Source organism: Phormidesmis sp. 146-33 (genome assembly GCF_052939515.1).
This window is the reverse complement of record NZ_JBJPHU010000014.1, coordinates 1-17,140: the sequence shown is the minus strand read 5'-3', so window position 1 is coordinate 17,140 and position 17,140 is coordinate 1. Positions and strand designations below refer to the sequence as shown.

The window sequence follows — 17,140 nt, the reverse complement described above, 5'->3', positions numbered from 1 at the left end:
CTCGCTACGGTGATCAATCCGGGCAGCCCCCTAAATCCCCCACGAGTAGGGGACTTTGAACCAGAATTCTTCTCTTAAAGTCCCTTAGAATTGGCAGCTTGGGGCAGAAGCGTCAAATATCGAAGCGAAGAATTTACCAATTCACGATCAACGATCGTCCTAGCGATCGACGCTACTTGTGATTGGAAGATTCAAGTTTGTAATGGCAGCAATCACGGCATCGGGTTCGATCGGTTTGGTCAAATAGGTTTGAAACCCGGCAGCCATTACTCTTTGGCGATCTTCTTCTCTGGCGTAGGCGGTGATGGCGATCGCGGGAATGTCTGCTTGCTGTAGTTGCAGTTGGTTGATCAATGCGTACCCATCTTGATCGGGCATTCCAACATCACTGATGAGCAGGGTGGGGACGGCTTGTTTGACGGCAGATAGAGCGGCTTGGACGGATGAAACAGGAGTCACGATCGCACCTGCTTCTTCGAGCAAAAAGGTCAGGAGGTCGAGGGTGTCTTTTTCGTCGTCTACTACGAGAATCTGCATACCTGCCAAAGGCGCTGACACGAGAGGAGGAGCAGGCGTTGGAGCCGAGAAGTTGTCTGCGGTTTGTTTGAGGGGCAGCTTTACGGTAAAGGTTGAGCCTTGTCCTTCTCCGGGGCTGTCTGCATGGACGGTGCCGCCGTGAAGTTCGACGAGATGACGAACGATCGCGAGTCCGATTCCCAGTCCGCCAAAGGTGCGCGTTGTGCTGCCGTCGGCCTGGCGAAAGTAGTCAAACACATAGGGCAAAAAGGAGGCGGGGATGCCTTTTCCGGTGTCGGTGATTTGGATTTGAGCAATGCCCCCTTCAGAGTGCGGATTGCTGGCTGTGATGTGAATTTGTACCTGTCCGTTGGGCGGCGTAAATTTAATGGCGTTGGAGAAGAGATTCCAAAAAACCTGCTGGAGGCGACTCGCATCACCAATGATTTGAAAGGCTGGCGCTTCAAGATGATCTGAGATGGAGAATGTCAGGTTGACCGCTTTCGCTTCTGCGGATAATCGTACCGTTTCTAACGCTGATTCAATAATCGGTATCAGGCTGACCAAATTGTGTTTTAAAGTTAGCTTTCCGCTGAGAATTCGAGAGACATCTAAGAGATCTTCGATCAGTTGCGTTTGGATCTGGGCGTTGCGTTCGATCGTTTCCAGCCCGCGTATCAAAGTGGTGCGATCGTAGAGTTTTGCTTTTAATAACTTTGACCATCCCAAAATTGGATTGAGTGGCGTTCGCAATTCATGAGACAGGACGGCTAAAAATTCATCTTTGAGGCGATTAGCTTCTTGTGCTTGCTCATAGAGTTGGGCATTGTCTAATGCGATCGCGGCCCGGTTGGCTAATTCTTCTACAAGTCGGAGATCGGTTTCTGTATAACGTCGCCCGGAAGCAGCAGTATAGCCACAAGTCAACACGCCCAAGCGTCGATCGTGAATCACCAACGGCACCACAATTTCTGATTGAAACTGAAGCGCTCGCATAAATTTTAAATGTTCGTCACGAGTCGCGATCGTTTGCATCCATTCATCCGTGACGACGGGCGTTAGAGCAGATCTGCCACTGGCGATCGCTTGTCGAGTGGGATGATGAGCAAAACGCTGAGACGGGACAAAGGATTGAATCTGAGCAAACCAATTAGTCTGAGCGCGATCGCAATAACTCCAAGCCGCCCGCTGGATCTCTCCTTCTGAAGTGACCACATCAAAAAAACAAAAGTCCGCCAAAAAAGGCACTGTCAGACTCGCAATATTTTCGAGTGTGATTTTGTAATCGAGAGACGCGGTGAGAATGACGCTGGCTTCCGCCAAAAATCGCAGACGATTCTCGCTCTCTTGTAGGGCAAGTTCGGCTTGTTGGCGATCGCGTCGAGCCTGGGCTTCTCGCAGGGCCCGCTTGACCGAGGGAACTAGCCTGTCAAGTCGCTGTTTGAGAATGTAATCAGTTGCGCCACTTTTGAGCATCTCGATCGCCAGTTCTTCGCCCAGCGTCCCCGATACGATGATAAACGGCACTTCGGGACGCACACTTTGAGCCACCGCGAGGGCAGAAATCCCGTCAAACCCTGGCAGCGCATAGTCTGACAATATCAAATCAAACGAATCTGTCTCTAGCGCCTCAACAAAGTCCGATCGCGTGTCTACCCGTTTCATTTCACACTCAATTTCTCCGTCTGCCAGTGCAATTTGCACCAGTTCTGTGTCTAACAAACTATCTTCTAACAGCAAAAAGTAAAGTGGACTCATGAGAGGGAAGGGATGAGGGGTTGTCTTCGACACGCTTCGCGAGAGGAATGAAGGATGAATGCAGATATCAAAGATCTGAATTGATCGTTCTTTGCTGATCAGTTAAGTAACGTTAAGGTTGGGAAGACATTAGACAAAAGGCGTTAGGCAAAGTAGAAAAGGCGTTAGGCAAAGTAGAAAAGGCGTTGGGTAAAACAGAAAAGGCGTTGGGTAAAACAGAAAAGACGTTGAGCGAAAGGGAAAAGGCGTTAGACGAAACACAAAAGGCGTTAGGCAAAGTAGAAAAGACGTTAAGCAAAATAGAAAAGACGCTAGACGAAACGCAAAAGACCTTGAGCAAAACAGAAAAGACGTTAAGCGAAAGACCTTTGGCTTTAAATACTATTTTGTCTAAAGTCCTTCACCAAATTGACCACCAAGCAGAGATGAGAGACCAACGATGAATAAAGCAAAACAGTATTAGAATCACAACACAAAGCTTTATTCATCCCTCATCCTTCCTCCCTCATCCTTCCTCCCTCATCCCTCATCCTTCCTCCCTCATCCCTACCTTCTATCGGTTACTACTCGCGGAGGGCAACGATCCTGGTGGGGGTTGATTGACGACGGCCCAGAAGAGTCCGACCTGTTTGATCACATCCACAAATTCGTGAAAGTCGATCGGCTTGACAACATAGGCATTGGCTCCCAACTCATAACAGTTGAGCAAATCAGGTTCCTCACGGGAAGAAGTCAGCACCACCACAGGCACTAATCGAAAACTAGGCTCCGATCGAATCTGAGAAAGCACCTCCATCCCATTGACTCTAGGCAACTTGAGATCGAGCAAAATCACCACAGGATTGCCTTCCATCCGCATCTTAAAAATGCCGCGACGATAAAGATAATTGAGTGCCTCCTCTCCATCTCGTACGACCACCACTTCATTTGCCAGGTGATTGTCAGACAGCGATGTCAAAATCAATTCCACATCATTGGTACTGTCTTCAACGAGCAAAATACGTCTCATATCCGTTTCTGTCATGGAATCGTTGTCATCTCCTTTACTCCGTAGTGCGTAGTCCGCAGTGTTAGTTTACAGTGCGTCGTCCGTAGTGCGTTGTGAGAAACGCGATTAGGAAAAGCATTCAATAACAGATCTGTAGTGCGAAGACACTGCCCACTAGAGATGCAGACCATTCGCCGCAACAGTTCGCCTCATTAAAACCCTTCTACCCAAAAATCGCGTCTACTGGAAGATAGGGATACAGAGATGCCGATCGCACCTGTGTATCCGTCTACTCGATCAAGTCCGCTTGATTAATCGCAACCGGGTAAACAACTTTGGATTTTGGACTTTAAACATTGGACACTGAACTTTAGCCTTTGAGATTCAGGTCTCCGGTCTAGCGTCTCTCGTCTCCATGCTTTGCCTGTTGCCTAATTTAGGGAATTGATATCAGACTCTACCTGCCTCTTTTGGCAACGAAAAGTAGAACGTCGCACCCCGATCGGTTTCTCCCTCTGCCCAGACTCGCCCACCATGACGGTGAATGATGCGCTGGACGTTTGCTAAACCAATCCCAGTGCCTTCAAATTGAGACTGAGTATGGAGTCGCTGAAAGATGCCAAACAGTTTGTGAACATAGCGCATATCGAAGCCGATGCCATTATCCCGCACAAAAAACACAATTTCTGTTTTCTGGTCAAGGCTACCAACTTCAATTTCGACTTTGGGGGTCAGACGGCTATACTTCACGGCGTTTTCTAGAAGGTTTCGCCAGACGAGCCGCAGCATCGAGGGGTCAGCCTGCACCGAGGGCAATGGGTCAATCTTCCAGGTAATCGATCGTCCTTGAGTTTCGACCTCTAATTCGCGCTTGACTTCTTGCAACAGCTCCATCATCTCAAAGGAGATAAAGCGCATCTCCGATCGCCCCATCCGCGAAAAAGACAACAGATCGTCGATCAAAGTGCCTGCTTGTTTGGTGGTGTGGGCGATCGTGGTTAAGTATCGTTCACTCGTCGGGTCAAGACAGGTTGATTTGAGGTTTTTTTGCAGCAGTTCGACAAATCCGGCAATGTGGCGCAGCGGGGCCCGCAGGTCGTGTGACACCGAGTACGAAAAGGATTCTAACTCTTTGTTGGCGGCTTCGAGTTGGGCGGTGCGCTGATGGACTCGCGATTCCAAACTTTCGTTTAGCTGACGGATTTCGAGTTCGGCTTGTTTGCGATCGTGGACATCGGTAATCGTCCCCACCCATTCGCGCACCTTGCCATCTGAGTCAAATAAGGGAACGGCGCGAGCTTCAAAGTAGCGATAGTTTTGAGTGGCCGCGCACCAGAGACGACCCGCCGTTTCATAAAAGGAGTCATTGCTCAACGACTGTTTCCAACGAGCTTTCAGGGTCTCCCGATCGTCAGGATGAACCTTTTGTGCCCAACCCCAACCTTGATGCGCTTCCCAAGATTGCCCGGTGTAATCCTCCCAGCCTAATTGCCGCTCGGCAAAGCGCCCTTCTGCATCAGTCGTCCACAAAACAGACGTAACGGTGTTGACGATCGCCCGATAGCGTTCTTCTCCTTGGCGAAGGGCTTCTTCGATCTGTTTGCGGCTGGTGATATCGTGAGCAACCGTATACAGCTTGCCTTCTTCCGGAACGGGAGCCGTCATCCAATCGATCCATTTATAGCTGCCATCGTGACAACGGTAGCGATTCTCAAAATGCAGCGTGTTGATCCCCGTTGAGAGTTTTTGCATCTCTGCCAGCGTAGAGGCGCGATCGTCGGGATGCACCAGTTCGATAAAAGGAGTGTTGAGTAATTCGGCTTCGCTATAGCCCAAAATTTTCTCAAAGGCAGGATTGATTCGCTTAAAGTAGCCATCCAGTCCAGCGATACAGAGCATATCCAGCGACAGGGTAAAGAAGCGATCGCGATCGTCTTCGGCCTGTTTGCGACCCGTGATATCTTCGATCACCGAGATAAAGTACTTGGGATTGTCATCGGCATTGCGAACCAGCGAAACCGTGAGGTGAATCCAAACCAGCGATCCGTTTTTGTGAATGTAGCGCTTCTCGATCGCATAGGTTTTGATCGTCCCCGCCAGCATTTGGTGAAAGTAGGCTAGGTCAATTTCTAGATCTGCGGCGTAAGTAATCTCTTGAAAGGTTTTTTGCAGCAGTTCTTGGCGAGAATAGCCGACGATCTCACAAAGTTTTTGATTGACTCGCAGCCATTGGCCATCCAGTCCTACATGGGCGATCCCAATGGCAGCCAGGTCAAATGTAGCTTCAAACTCTACGGCCTGCTCTTGTAGAGCCTTTTCTACTAATGTCCAATTTTCGACCGTCACGATCGTTACTCCATTCCAAACAGGATTCTAAAAACGACTCTCAAGCAGCATCTATTTTGCTCTTAGAGAAGAACAAGATTCCGAGGCGATGGCGCGATCGCACAGAACACATTGTCTTCTATCATGCGATGCAGACCGTAAGGTTACCGATCTACCCAAAGATAGAGCTTGTATCGTCTCAAGAAAGATTTTGGATTTACGTAGACGATCGCCTTGCCTGTTTTCAAGGCTTGTAAGTCTAATCAAACCAACAAGATTTGGTATTACTTAACGTCAGTTCGATGAGAGTGACTCGCTTCGTTTCAATCGGCTTCAGCCCCCTAAATCCCCCACAAGTGAGGGACTTTGAACGAGAAATATTGTCTCAAAGTCCCCCAAAATTGGGGGGTTGGGGGGCAGAAGTGCTGAATAACGAAGTGAGAAAACTCCATCGAATTCACGTTACTTAATTCTCATTTCTAAGATTTTTTACCAAAAACCCTCCAGCCAGGAGATTGTTTGCGTTTCTGCGATCGCTGTTTTAGCCCCATATAGCGGCTGCGTTTTTGTCTAGCCTTGGTTTGATCAGACAGCCCATCATCATCGACTTCCGGCTTTCTAGCCGTCTCGGTGTTTTCCTCTTTACTCAGCCACCAATCGACGATCAAGCCACTGGCCATGCCTCCGATCGCCCCCAGGACGATACTCATCTCAGCGGAATATCCCAGCCAAAAAAGACTGATCAAAAACAGCAGCCAGATTTGCAACCCTACAGAAAATCCTTTTGAAATCGGTTGTCGTCTTCGCACGGTGTCGATCCTCGATTTGCCCTAATCAACGTCAGTTCGATGAGAGTGACTCGCTTCGTTGCTAAGGGATTTGCCCCCTAAATCCCCCATTCTGAGGGACTTAATCAACGTCAGTTCGATGAACTTTTTCGCTTCGTTGCTGAGGGATTTGCCCCCTAAATCCCCCATTCTGAGGGACTTTGAATCAGCATAATTTCTTTGAACTCTGGAACTTTTTCTTTGTCAAAGTCCCCCAATTTTGGGGGATTTAGGGGGCTGAAGCCGATTGAAACGAAGCGAGTCACTCTCATCAAACTGACGCTAATAAGATACAGGAAGCAGACCCAAAAAGCACACCTTTGATGAAACGGTTGGCGATCGGGTAAACGTGATTTCGATGAAGTGTTTTCGCTTCGTTAATTCAGGAGTTTTGCCCCTCAATGCTCGTTCGATTCGTTGTGAAAGAGAAAATCTAGCACAGAGAAGTGTCTGATGTCGGCCGACTAAAGATGGAAAAACCCCGATCGATTACCTCAAACCCGTTGAGGCAAAATCAGCATGGCATCTCCAAACGAGTAGAAACGGTACTGCTGTTCGATCGCCACCTCATACAAATTCAACAATCGTTCTCGTCCGATCAGCGCACTCACCAGCATCAACAGACTCGATTTGGGCAGGTGAAAATTGGTGATCAATCCATCAACCACGCGCCATTGATAGCCTGGATAGATGAATAAATTGGTTTTGCCACAGTAGGGTTGCAGTTCGCTTTGGGAGGCTCCTTCGAGCGATCGTACCGCCGTTGTCCCCACTGCAATAATGCGTCCCCCGTTAGCCTGGGTGTGCCGAATCTTCTCAACCGTTTCTACCGGAATCTCAATCCATTCACCATGCATCTGATGTTGGGTAATATCCTCCGCCTCGACAGGTCGAAACGTACCTACGCCTACGTGAAGCGTCACAAACGCCCGATCAATGCCTTTTTCTTGAAGTCGATCGAGCAAACTGGGCGTGAAATGTAAGCCTGCCGTCGGAGCCGCCACCGCACCGGGACGATCGGCATACACCGTCTGATATTGTTCTGGCTGAGATGCTGACTTTGTAATGTAGGGCGGCAAAGGCACCTGACCAAACTGATCTAACACTTCTAACAACGACCCCTTGCGGGTATCTCCAAATCGCCCGTCTGAAACCTCAAACTCCAGAATTCTCCCCCGCGTCGCCTCATCACTAGAAAGCACGATCGCGCTCAGGCTGATTTCACACTCGTTTGACTGCGGCCGAAACAAAATCTTGCTGCCAGGTTTGAGTCGTCTACCGGGCTTGACCAGCGCTAACCACTGATTTCTGGCGGTTTCCTCAACAAGAAGCACCTCCACCTCAATGCCGCTAGTTTTTTGCCCATAGAGTCTGGCAGGAATCACCCGCGTATTGTTGAGAACCAGCAGATCACCCGACTGTAATAGATCAGGCAACTCGTGAAAAATATGGTGACTGTAGGCTCCACCGTCCACCACCAGCAGCCGAGAGTGATCTCTAGGGGTCACAGGATTTTGGGCAATTCGCTCCTCTGGTAAGTTGTAATCATAGGCGGAGAGTAGCTGGTCAACATCCACGGGGGCGATCGTCCTTTAGCGTCGTCTTCTCATTAAATCACGCCATCCCCTCTCTAAAACGGGTCAACAACAGCCCTGATCCCGCGAGATTGGGGAGATCCCCTCTGGTATATCGGGGGTTTCTGCCCTACTCGTTTCGTGCTGATCCCGTGATGATAAAGAAGTAGCATTTGCTAGGGCACAGAAATCTCTATGGAATACCTCTACTACCTTGCGAATGCCAGTCTAACCCTGCGGATCGTTGAGCAACTGCACACGATGAACCATTTGCCTGTTGGGTTTATGACTGTCATTCACCAGATTGACGGCTGGGTAGTCAAAGTCAAAATGACCCAACCGCTCAACGCGCAGCAGGATGGCGATTTTCGGGCTTTCATGAATGAATTGGGCATTCCTTACCAACCCGGTATCCGAGTGCAAATGGCGCTTTGGGGCTTGGAAACAGGACAGTCTCCGATCGATGTCATGCAGCGTTATCAAGTGGCGGTGGTGTCACACGGTAGCCCCGATCGCAGCGAGATCGAGGAATTTCGTAAACAATTTGTCCAGGGGTTGGGCTACTGTCCAGAGACACTGGCTTAATCCAGGCTAAAAGCGTTTTGAATGTAGGTTTGTAGCGTCAATTGATAGCCTGAGAGCGATCGCGTGAATGGTTTCTCAGGCATTGGATCTTTAGATATTGAAAGAGAGCCAGTTAGAAGCTGTGCTTTTTTTTTGGGCTTGTCCAAGACGGGACGACAATTCACCAAAGCGACATCAAATCGGCAGGGCAAAGCGGCTAAATCGGGGTACTTCGTCAAAAATAGCTGGGCCGTTTTCCAGAGTTTGGCTTGCTTGCTGGGTGTGATTGCCAAGAGTCCATCGTTGTCCCAGTTGCCTTTACTGCGGGTTTTGACTTCGACAAAGGCGATCGTTTCCCCCAACTGAGCGACGATATCCAATTCGCCCAAAGGACAGTGCCAGCGTTGATGCAGCACGATCCAGTTTTGAGCGGTTAGCCAATCGACCACCAGATCTTCTCCAAGATTACCGAGGCGAGAAGTCTCACTTTTAGATTGATGAGAGGGGTCAGGAGGGTTCACAAATTCAGATAGTATCAGGATGGGGAATTGGAGGGCGATCGTTCTGAGAAGTCGCGCAAATCCAAAGTGCCCCAACGATTCGCTCCATCCTGCAAGGACTGAAAAATTAACGCTATGAGTTGCAGAAAGTTCAATCCTTTAAAGTTCAACCTTCTATCAATGCCCGTTCGCTGGTTCAGAAATTTTTGGGCGATCGCCGCAGTGTTGAGTTTGTGGCTGGCGATCGCGTCCCCGGCAATGGCACTCGATTACGATAAGCAGTTTTTAGTGGGTGAAGATTTTTCGGGTCGAGTGCTGACTGATTCTAGTTTTACCAAGTCCAATCTCAAGAGCATTAATTTGAGTCATGCTGACCTGAGAGGCGTAAGTTTTTTTGCAGCCAATTTAGAAAGCGCAAATCTGGAAGGTGCCAACTTGAGAAACAGCACGCTGGACACGGCGCGATTAGTCGATGCCAATCTGACCAATGCCGTTTTGGAAGGCGCGTTTGCCTTTAATGCCAAGTTTGACGGAGCGACGATCGACGGTGCTGATTTCACGGATGTAGATTTGCGGGCCGATGCTCAAAAACTGCTCTGTAAAATGGCAAAAGGCACCAACCCAGAAACCGGCCGCAAGACGAGAGAAACCCTTTATTGTGATTAGGTTTGAGCCAAAATTCTGTACGATTTCCAGCGTGAACTCAATACATTCTTCGCTTCGATGACAAATCTCAGCAGCCCCCCAAATCCCCCACGAGTGAGGGACTTTGAATTAGAACTCTTGTCTTAAAGTCCCCCAGAATGGGTGGTTGGGGGGCAAAAGTTCTGAACAACGAAGCGAAAAAACTCCATCAAATTAATCAGTTCTGGAATCAGTTCTGGACTCCTCGCAGACAGTCTTCCTCAAGACTTTTAATTTACGTCTCCAGCGATCGGAGCCTGCACCAAATCTCCAAAATTGACGTTGCGCTGGCGATCGAGTTCTCGAATTCGCTGATCTTCAGCGTGGATTTTTTGCTGATAGTATTGACCAAGCTCTGAAGTGGCTACGCAGTCTGTGTTTTTCCACAGGTCGAGAAAGTGACGGCGGCGTTTTTCACACATGACTCGTTCCATTGCGGCGGCGGCCGCTCGAATCACTAAGGGCGCTCTGAGAATGTCACTTTTGGTTTTTTCGTCAAGCTCAAAAAGCGAGTAAACCTGAGCCATTTCGCGGGGAAAGTCAGTGCAACGATCGCGCAATCGAGACAATAAATCGGCGGTCGGATCGGCTTCAGCGAAGTTTTCTAGCTCTACAATTTGCCGCCACAAAAAGCGATGGTGAGACAAACTGAATTCGAGATCTTGAGCATCTAAAGCGGTCTGGATCGCCGATCGGTGGTCTGGTGAATGTAAATAAAGGCGCAGCAGTTGAGTTTCTGACTCGGCTAAGAGAGAGCGATCGCCGGGAGTTTGCCATTTTTGCGATCGACCGTGCCACCGTTGTCCTTTGACTTGAAGGCGCAGATTTTCTTCGAGTTGTCGCTGAAGCCGACTGTTGCCTTGACTTAGCAATTCTGCACAGTGGTGAATGTAGTGAGTTCTCAGATTAGGATTTGGGAGATTGCCGAGAAGTGTCACAATCTCGACGCTGGCCTGCTGAAACTGGTCGGCTTGCTTGAGGTCACGACCTGCGATCGCCTGCTGAATTTGCCAATCAATCCACAACGGCGCGTCATTCAATAACGTCTGATAGTCCTGAGCAGAATGGACTTTGAGAAAATCATCCGCATCCTTGCCATCGGGAATATTCAACACTCGAAGCTGCACTTCGCCCTGATACGCCAGTTTTGCCACTTCTCCGATCGCTCGTTCTGCCGCCTGGACTCCGGCACGATCGGCATCAAAGTTAAAGACAATCCGCTTGGATTCGGTATATCTCAACAGTTGACGCACTTGATCAATGCTCAGAGCCGTTCCGAGAGAAGCCACTGTGTTGGTAATGCCAGCCGCATGAAGGGCGATCACATCAAAATAGCCTTCAACGATCGCGGCCTGATCTTTTTTGGCGATCGTCGCGCGGGCTTTATCCAACCCATACAGCGTTTTGCCTTTGTCAAACAGTTCGGTCTCTGGTGAGTTGAGATATTTGGGCTGTTCGTCGGTCAAAGTCCGGCCGCCAAATCCGATCACCCGCCCCTGCAAATCGTGAATCGGAATCATCAAACGGTTGCGAAAGCGATCGTAGTAGCCATCTCCCGTTTTGCGCGGCACAATCAAACCCGCCTGCTCAACCAGCGCCACCGGATAGTGTTTTTGCTCAACCAGATAGCCATAGAGCGTCTCCCAGCCTGCCGGAGCAAAGCCTAATTGAAACTGCTGAATCGTTTCTACACTGAGTTGACGATCGTTTTTGAGATAAGCGATCGCCGAAGGCGTTACCGCAAGGGTCGCCTCCTTGCCGTGGATTTGATGCAGCGCATGTTCATAAAACCGAGTCGTCAGCGCCAAAATTTCATAAAGCTGTTCTCTGACTGACAACTGACGCTGAAGTTCTTGTCGTTGTTCGGGTTCGAGCGTCTGAACGGGCACCTGATAGCGCTTGGCTAGATCAAACACCACTTCACTAAACGGCCGCTTGCCCAACTCCATGAGAAACTTAATCGCGTTGCCCCCCGCTCCACAGCTAAAGCAATAGTAAAACTGCTTACTCGGACTGACGCTAAAACTGGGCGACTTGTCATCATGAAACGGGCACAAACCGACAAAATCCTTACCCTGCTTTTTGAGGACAACTTGTTCGGAAACAATATCCACAATGTCGGCGCGTTGTTTGACTTGCTCGATCGTATCGGGGTGGAGGCGAGGAACGTTCATGGAGGGAGGAGGGAGGAGGACGGAGGACGGAGGACAGAGGGGGAATAATTTAGTACATGTGTACTTTATATCGAATCGTGCTGATAGTCTGCCATAAAGAGTAAGGGTTTTTTAGAGTTTCAATCACTTAATTTCACAAGATGGTCAACAATCATACGCGACTCCACGATCAGCTTCGGTTCATTGTTGAAATCGACAAGCTTAAACATGTTTTGCGGCAGACCAGTTTAATTGACAAATCGAGACGAGAAAACGATGCGAACATTCCTGGCACCTGGCGATGATGGCGATCGTGCTCTCTGAATATGCCGCCCAAACCGTCGATCTGGGGCGCGTTCTCAAAATGGTGCTGATTCACGATCTGGTGGAAATCGACGCGGGTGACACCTTTTGTTACGACGAGCAAGGCGCAGAAACGCAGGCAGATCGAGAACGTCAAGCCGCCGATCGCATCTTTGGTCTTCTCCCATTCGACCAAACCACAGAACTGCGACCCCTTGCGGGTAACTCGAAGAGATCGCTCTGGGAAGAATTTGAAGCCAAACAAACCTCGGATGCCCAGTTTGCGGCAGCCCTCGATCGCATTCAGCCCGTGTTGCACAACTACTACACTCAAGGCGGCACCTGGAAAAAAGCAGGCGTGACGATCGAGAAAGTGAGAAAAAGAATCGCCCCGATCGCTCAAGGTGCTCCCATTCTCGCTCAGTTCATCGACAACTTGATTCAAGATGCGGTCGAAAAAGGATATTTAGCATCAGAAACTCATGCCAAAAGTTCACCGATAACTTAAAAGCAATCTGAATTAAATGTTCAAACCGAGGATTAAACGTTAAAAAGGTGAGAAGCCTGAGACTTTTAGTTTTAAACTTCTAAACTTGGGCAGCGAATGAGATCGAGGGGAACCGCGCAGATGGGACGAATTTTTATTTCAGCCGGACATGGCGAACGGATCAACGGAATCAATGAACCCGGAGCGATCGTCGCCGGAACCACCGAAGCCAGGGAAATGATCTTGACTCGTGATCTGGTCGTCGCTGCCTTGCGATCGCGCGGTGCCGAAGTGCTGGCTGTACCAGATGACCTCAGTTCTAGTGGCACGCTCACCTGGATCAATTCTCGCGATCGACCTGGAGACGTGGCCCTCGAAATTCGCGCCAATGCCTTCTCAAATCCCGCAGTACGCGGAGCGACGGTCTTCTATATCGCCAACAATGCCCAGCGCAAAAGTCACGCCGATCTGGTGTTAATGGCTCTGCTGCGGCGCGTTCCTCAACTTCCCAGTCGAGGCAGTCAACCCGATACCGCCAGTGGTCTGGGAAGTCTGGCCTTTTGTCGGCAACTGGTGCCTCCGTCTCTGTTGATGGAAGTCGGATTTTTGACCAATCCTGACGATCGCTTCATTCTCCAAAATCAACGTCAAAACCTCGCCGCCGGAATTGCAGACGGTCTGATCGCCTGGAGCCGCACCGTATCCGGACTGCCGCCAACGCCAACCCCGACCCCGACTCCCACTCCTGCAGTTTCTCCCCCAATCACCATCAACATCAATGGGCAAAGCTACGGAGAACAGGGCGTTTTGATCAACGGCAACGCTTTTATTCCGATCGACCTCGTAGACCGACTCGGCGTAGACCTCTCCAAAGCGCCTCAAGTGCGGCGGGTTAACGTTCGTAATATTGTGTTTGTCAAAGCGATCGAACTGCGCGAGTTTAATATTTCGGTCAACTGGGATACTCAGACACGAACGGTGTTTTTGCGATCGATTCTCAAAATTTGTGGAGGGTCACTCGATCGCATTATGGGGCCCGGCAGCACGACGGATGTGCAACTCACCATGTTTCTCAAAAGCAACCATGAAGCGGCCGTGACTCAGTTTCCTGACATTGCCAAACTCTACCGCGAAGAAAGCACCATTGAAGGAGTCAACTACGACATTGCTTTCTCGCAGATGTGTCTGGAAACCAACTTTTTGCGGTTTGGCGGCGAGATCAAACCAGCTCAAAACAACTTTGCGGGACTCGGAGATGTCGGCGGTACGGCCGCAGGGGCTTCGTTTCCCAGTGCCCGGATTGGGGTGAGAGCGCACATCCAACTGCTCAAGGCCTACGCCAGCACAGAGCCGCTCACTCAGGAAAGCGTCAATCCTCGATTTGGCTTTGTGACTCGTGGCGTGGCTCCTTTGGTCGAGTCTCTCAGTGGACGCTGGGCCGCCGATTTGCAGTATGGTGCCAAAATTACGGCGATCTTGAGACGACTGTACGAGTTTGCTCAAATTTTGTAAGCAATCATTCCTCCTTGGGCGGGGGTTCTGTACGGGGCAACTCCTCAGAGCCAAAGGTTTCGGGCCAGGGTCGAGTCATCGTACTCACATCGTCTTCAGTGACACTGGGCGGAAGTTCGATCGTGCCTCCAAAGGTCGAGGCGTTGGAGAGTTTCTTTAAGTCTTGAATGGCTTCGAGAGCAGATTGATAGCGATCGCGAAAGTCGTAACGCACCATTTTTGACAGAATATTAGCCAATCCGCTACTGACTTGAGCTTTGTCCTGCCAGGTAATTTCTTTGGTGTTGGGGTCTTCTTTAAGCTGGCTGGGAGGCAGTCCCGTTAGCGCTTGAATGCCCATCATGCCGACTGCATAGACATCACTATTGGGTTGGGGTTTGCCTGCGCCCTGTTCGGGGGCCATGTAGCCTTGAGTGCCGATGCCGACGGTGAGATTGGTTTGCGTCTCTTCGCTGGCGAGTTTGTTGTATTGATCTTTGACCGCACCAAAATCGATTAAAACTAGCTTGCCGTCCGATCGCTTGATGATATTGCTGGGCTTGACATCTCGATGAATGACATTCTCTTCGTGGACAAAGTGCAAGATCTGCAAAATTTCTTTGAGCACATGGACGACTCTCGCTTCGGGCAACTGTCTCCCTAAGAAAAACTCTTCACTCAAGGGGCTTCCAGCAATAAATTCTTGGACTAGATAAAATTCTTGATCTTCTTCAAAATAAGCCAGCAGGCGAGGAATCTGATCGTGTTTTTTGCCCAGCCGTTCTAAAATTTCTGCCTCCCGCGCAAACATTCGACTGGCTAACCTGAGATGACTGGGGTGGTTGCTCACAGGGTGCAGATGCTTGACGACGCATTCGGGGTCTTGAGGGCGCTGCAAATCTTTGGCAATATAGGTTTCACCAAATCCCCCTGATGCCAAAACTTTGTCGATTTTGTAGCGATTTTTTAGCGTTTTGTTGGCGATTTCTAGTTCCCGCTCTCGCAGCAAATCTTTGAGATCATCCTGCTCTTCGATAATTTCTTGAATCATTGGTGACCGAGAACGCCGCATCAAAGCTTGGCGAGTCCGTTGGCTGTTGAGCCGATCGGTTGCCACACCCATTCCCAAATAAGACATCCCCACCAGCACGATCGCCCCCATCGGAATCGCCGTCGGCAAGATCACCAGACTGTTTGTAAACGCCACATAAGACAGACTGCCCCAGCTAAATGCGATCGCTCCCGCAGCCAACAGTCGAGCGATCGGATGGCGTGTCCGAGTTTGTACAAACGCAGCGCCCAAAACTATCACCAAAACCATCCCACCTGCGGCCACAGGATCAGGAAACGCTTGCCGAATAGATCGATTTTCGAGTAGGGTGGCGATCGCGTTGGCGTGAATTTCAACCCCCGACATATCAGAAAAGGGCGTATTGTGAATGTCGTTTAGCTGCGTTGTAGTCGGGCCAATCAGTACAATTTTGTCTTTAAAAATTTGCCCTTTTTTTAGATACTCACTCTCCCAGTTTTCGGGAGACAGGACATTCCAGAAAGAGATTGTTTCAAACGTTTTAGCCCCTCCATAAAAGAAGATATTTTCGCCTTGAGGTGGCTCGTAGCTAATCTTGGCCGCCTGTAGCGTTGCATCCGCAAAAGATGACAGTTTGGCATCTCGAACAATTTCAGCTTCCTCGGTCGGGAGCGTTGCCAAAAACTGATTGCCCAGGCGATGCATTCGACCATTGAGTTCAACTAAGAAATTAGTGGTGCCGATCGCGGCTCGCTCCGTCCGAAATGGGCAGTAGGGTAGCGAAACGTTGGCTTGTTCTCCCTGACGCACATTTTCATTGTTAAATTTGGCAGCGAGAGAGATCCGTCCGTCATAGCGTTTGAGAACGGTTTGTAGCTGACGATCGTCCTCTGAAATGTCTCGCTGCTCACCGGGCACACAGCCTAACTGCGTCTGATCGGTCGATCCATAGCTGCTGGGCAAATCCCAGATCACATCGACACCGACCGCTTTGGCCCCAGCTTTCATCACTTTATCGATCGTCTGAGCATAAACCGCCCGTCTGAGTGGCCAGTTAGACAACTGTAAAAGGGATTCTTCGTCGATCGCCAGAATGATCACTTCACTCGGAGGCGCAACCGTCCCGCGCACTCGTACTAGCAAGCTTTGGGCTTCTCGTTCGAGAGACTGCACCGAGGGTAGATTGGCCGCTGTAACGGTGGCTGCCACAATTGCCCAAACGCCTGTCAGCAGATGTCCAACGTGCTTAATAGAGAGGAACGATCGCGCCTGTTCGGGTCGGGTTGGCTGACTAGGAGAGGGGCGAGTAGTCCGGGCGGCGGGAGAATTTTCGTTAACCGGGGAACTCTGGGTGTCAGGTAAGGCCTCAGTCGGCGGCGATGAATCGTGGGGACGAAAGGACGGATTGGGGGGCGGGGTGGACGGATCTCTGGCCATAGTCTGTCTCAGCAAGAAGGCGTTTAGGTCTGTTCGATCGGTCTGCACCCATTACGGAGAACGCTTTCTACAGCCACCATTCCCCTTCCATAAGATAGTACTCTTTATGCCAAAAAGCGATATTTTACTCTACTCAAACCCAGCGATCCCTACCCAGGGGATGATAACCAGTTCTTATCGATTGTGGAGCGAGAGGGAGCCTGATCCTTAAGGCAGCTTTGCGATCGATCTTGCAGCACATCTCATTCGATTGTTGTAAACTTTTGTAATGATTAGAGGTGTCATAAATCTGTCTTATTGATGAGGAATCTCATCGATCGCTCAGAGTTCACTTTATACAGATTCCTCAAATTGACGAGATCAAATATCGTTCTAGATATTAGGAGAGTTACCAAAAAGTTGTTGTTTTAAGTGGGTAAAAATCCTACTTAGAGTAGTTTTCTACTACATAACCTCTATCTTCAGAGAGATATCTGATAATCACTTCTAAGAATTAAGTGTTG

15 protein-coding genes are annotated in these 17,140 nt (G+C 49.7%); 7 read left to right on the top strand and 8 right to left on the bottom strand.

The window, feature by feature from the left end:
• Window positions 1-159: 159 nt before the first annotated feature.
• Window positions 160-2,274 carry a response regulator gene (locus ACJ2PR_RS08065; RefSeq protein ID WP_446876651.1) on the bottom strand — a complete coding sequence of 705 codons (2,115 nt, stop codon included), beginning with the start codon at window positions 2,272-2,274 and terminating at the stop codon, window positions 160-162.
• Between the two features lie 185 nt (window positions 2,275-2,459).
• Here ACJ2PR_RS08065 and ACJ2PR_RS08060 point away from each other — a divergent pair, with 185 nt between their 5' ends.
• Window positions 2,460-2,717 (top strand): hypothetical protein, encoded by a 258-nt coding sequence (locus ACJ2PR_RS08060; protein ID WP_446876650.1) that lies wholly within the window; start codon window positions 2,460-2,462, stop codon window positions 2,715-2,717.
• A 110-nt stretch (window positions 2,718-2,827) separates the two neighbouring features.
• Here ACJ2PR_RS08060 and ACJ2PR_RS08055 read toward each other — a convergent pair whose 3' ends face one another.
• Together ACJ2PR_RS08055 and ACJ2PR_RS08050 are read right to left on the bottom strand one after the other, a co-directional pair.
• Window positions 2,828-3,298: a response regulator gene (locus tag ACJ2PR_RS08055; protein WP_446862679.1), complete on the bottom strand. Its 471-nt coding sequence runs from the start codon at window positions 3,296-3,298 to the stop codon at window positions 2,828-2,830.
• A 414-nt stretch (window positions 3,299-3,712) separates the two neighbouring features.
• A complete protein-coding gene (locus ACJ2PR_RS08050; protein ID WP_446876649.1) occupies window positions 3,713-5,608 on the bottom strand; it encodes a PAS domain S-box protein in 1,896 nt (631 codons plus the stop codon).
• Between ACJ2PR_RS08050 and ACJ2PR_RS08045 the strand changes: the two genes are divergently transcribed.
• Window positions 5,587-5,844: a hypothetical protein gene (locus tag ACJ2PR_RS08045; RefSeq protein WP_446876648.1), complete on the top strand. Its 258-nt coding sequence runs from the start codon at window positions 5,587-5,589 to the stop codon at window positions 5,842-5,844. The two genes, ACJ2PR_RS08050 and ACJ2PR_RS08045, sit on opposite strands and share 22 nt — an antisense overlap.
• Before the next feature lie 222 nt (window positions 5,845-6,066).
• Here the strand turns inward: ACJ2PR_RS08045 and ACJ2PR_RS08040 are convergent, their stop codons facing one another.
• Together ACJ2PR_RS08040 and queA are read right to left on the bottom strand one after the other, a co-directional pair.
• On the bottom strand, window positions 6,067-6,396 hold the full coding sequence (locus ACJ2PR_RS08040; RefSeq protein WP_446862587.1) for a hypothetical protein: 330 nt from the start codon (window positions 6,394-6,396) through the stop codon (window positions 6,067-6,069).
• 512 nt (window positions 6,397-6,908) lie between these two features.
• Complete coding sequence (gene queA, locus ACJ2PR_RS08035) at window positions 6,909-7,991, bottom strand: tRNA preQ1(34) S-adenosylmethionine ribosyltransferase-isomerase QueA (RefSeq protein ID WP_446876647.1); 1,083 nt, start codon at window positions 7,989-7,991, stop codon at window positions 6,909-6,911.
• Between the two features lie 192 nt (window positions 7,992-8,183).
• Between queA and ACJ2PR_RS08030 the strand changes: the two genes are divergently transcribed.
• Complete coding sequence (locus ACJ2PR_RS08030) at window positions 8,184-8,573, top strand: hypothetical protein (protein WP_446862589.1); 390 nt, start codon at window positions 8,184-8,186, stop codon at window positions 8,571-8,573.
• Here ACJ2PR_RS08030 and ACJ2PR_RS08025 read toward each other — a convergent pair.
• Window positions 8,570-9,073: a YraN family protein gene (locus tag ACJ2PR_RS08025; RefSeq protein WP_446876646.1), complete on the bottom strand. Its 504-nt coding sequence runs from the start codon at window positions 9,071-9,073 to the stop codon at window positions 8,570-8,572. The genes ACJ2PR_RS08030 and ACJ2PR_RS08025 overlap by 4 nt on opposite strands.
• Before the next feature lie 159 nt (window positions 9,074-9,232).
• On the opposite strand from ACJ2PR_RS08025, the gene ACJ2PR_RS08020 reads away from it, so the two are divergent.
• Window positions 9,233-9,718 carry a pentapeptide repeat-containing protein gene (locus ACJ2PR_RS08020; RefSeq protein WP_446876645.1) on the top strand — a complete coding sequence of 162 codons (486 nt, stop codon included), beginning with the start codon at window positions 9,233-9,235 and terminating at the stop codon, window positions 9,716-9,718.
• A gap of 248 nt (window positions 9,719-9,966) precedes the next feature.
• On the opposite strand, the gene dnaG is transcribed toward ACJ2PR_RS08020, so the two are convergent.
• Window positions 9,967-11,910: a DNA primase gene (gene dnaG, locus ACJ2PR_RS08015; RefSeq protein ID WP_446876644.1), complete on the bottom strand. Its 1,944-nt coding sequence runs from the start codon at window positions 11,908-11,910 to the stop codon at window positions 9,967-9,969.
• A gap of 140 nt (window positions 11,911-12,050) precedes the next feature.
• On the opposite strand from dnaG, the gene ACJ2PR_RS08010 reads away from it, so the two are divergent.
• The 3 genes from ACJ2PR_RS08010 (at window position 12,051) to tftA (ending at window position 14,191) form a co-directional block, all read left to right on the top strand.
• Window positions 12,051-12,194: a hypothetical protein gene (locus ACJ2PR_RS08010; protein WP_446876643.1), complete on the top strand. Its 144-nt coding sequence runs from the start codon at window positions 12,051-12,053 to the stop codon at window positions 12,192-12,194.
• On the top strand, window positions 12,191-12,700 hold the full coding sequence (locus ACJ2PR_RS08005; protein ID WP_446876642.1) for an HD domain-containing protein: 510 nt from the start codon (window positions 12,191-12,193) through the stop codon (window positions 12,698-12,700). Before ACJ2PR_RS08010 ends, ACJ2PR_RS08005 begins: the two co-directional genes overlap by 4 nt.
• A gap of 120 nt (window positions 12,701-12,820) precedes the next feature.
• The gene (tftA, locus tag ACJ2PR_RS08000; protein ID WP_446876641.1) at window positions 12,821-14,191 is read left to right on the top strand and encodes a hormogonium tapered terminus morphoprotein TftA; all 1,371 of its coding nucleotides are present in this window, start codon (window positions 12,821-12,823) and stop codon (window positions 14,189-14,191) included.
• Between the two features lie 4 nt (window positions 14,192-14,195).
• On the opposite strand, the gene ACJ2PR_RS07995 is transcribed toward tftA, so the two are convergent.
• Entirely contained in the window at window positions 14,196-16,637 is a 2,442-nt protein-coding gene (locus ACJ2PR_RS07995; protein ID WP_446876640.1) for a CHASE2 domain-containing protein, read from the bottom strand.
• Window positions 16,638-17,140 lie beyond the last annotated feature (503 nt).

Excerpts from the sequence above, each read along its gene's own strand:
- ACJ2PR_RS08010 (WP_446876643.1), top strand. The coding sequence starts at position 12,051 with ATGGTCAACAATCATACGCGACTCCACGATCAGCTTCGGTTCATTGTT.
- dnaG (WP_446876644.1), bottom strand. The coding sequence starts at position 11,910 with ATGAACGTTCCTCGCCTCCACCCCGATACGATCGAGCAAGTCAAACAA.
- ACJ2PR_RS08055 (WP_446862679.1), bottom strand. The coding sequence starts at position 3,298 with ATGACAGAAACGGATATGAGACGTATTTTGCTCGTTGAAGACAGTACC.
- ACJ2PR_RS08065 (WP_446876651.1), bottom strand. The coding sequence starts at position 2,274 with ATGAGTCCACTTTACTTTTTGCTGTTAGAAGATAGTTTGTTAGACACA.
- ACJ2PR_RS08020 (WP_446876645.1), top strand. The coding sequence starts at position 9,233 with ATGCCCGTTCGCTGGTTCAGAAATTTTTGGGCGATCGCCGCAGTGTTG.
- ACJ2PR_RS08005 (WP_446876642.1), top strand. The coding sequence starts at position 12,191 with ATGATGGCGATCGTGCTCTCTGAATATGCCGCCCAAACCGTCGATCTG.
- ACJ2PR_RS07995 (WP_446876640.1), bottom strand. The coding sequence starts at position 16,637 with ATGGCCAGAGATCCGTCCACCCCGCCCCCCAATCCGTCCTTTCGTCCC.
- ACJ2PR_RS08045 (WP_446876648.1), top strand. The coding sequence starts at position 5,587 with ATGTCCAATTTTCGACCGTCACGATCGTTACTCCATTCCAAACAGGAT.
- ACJ2PR_RS08030 (WP_446862589.1), top strand. The coding sequence starts at position 8,184 with ATGGAATACCTCTACTACCTTGCGAATGCCAGTCTAACCCTGCGGATC.
- tftA (WP_446876641.1), top strand. The coding sequence starts at position 12,821 with ATGGGACGAATTTTTATTTCAGCCGGACATGGCGAACGGATCAACGGA.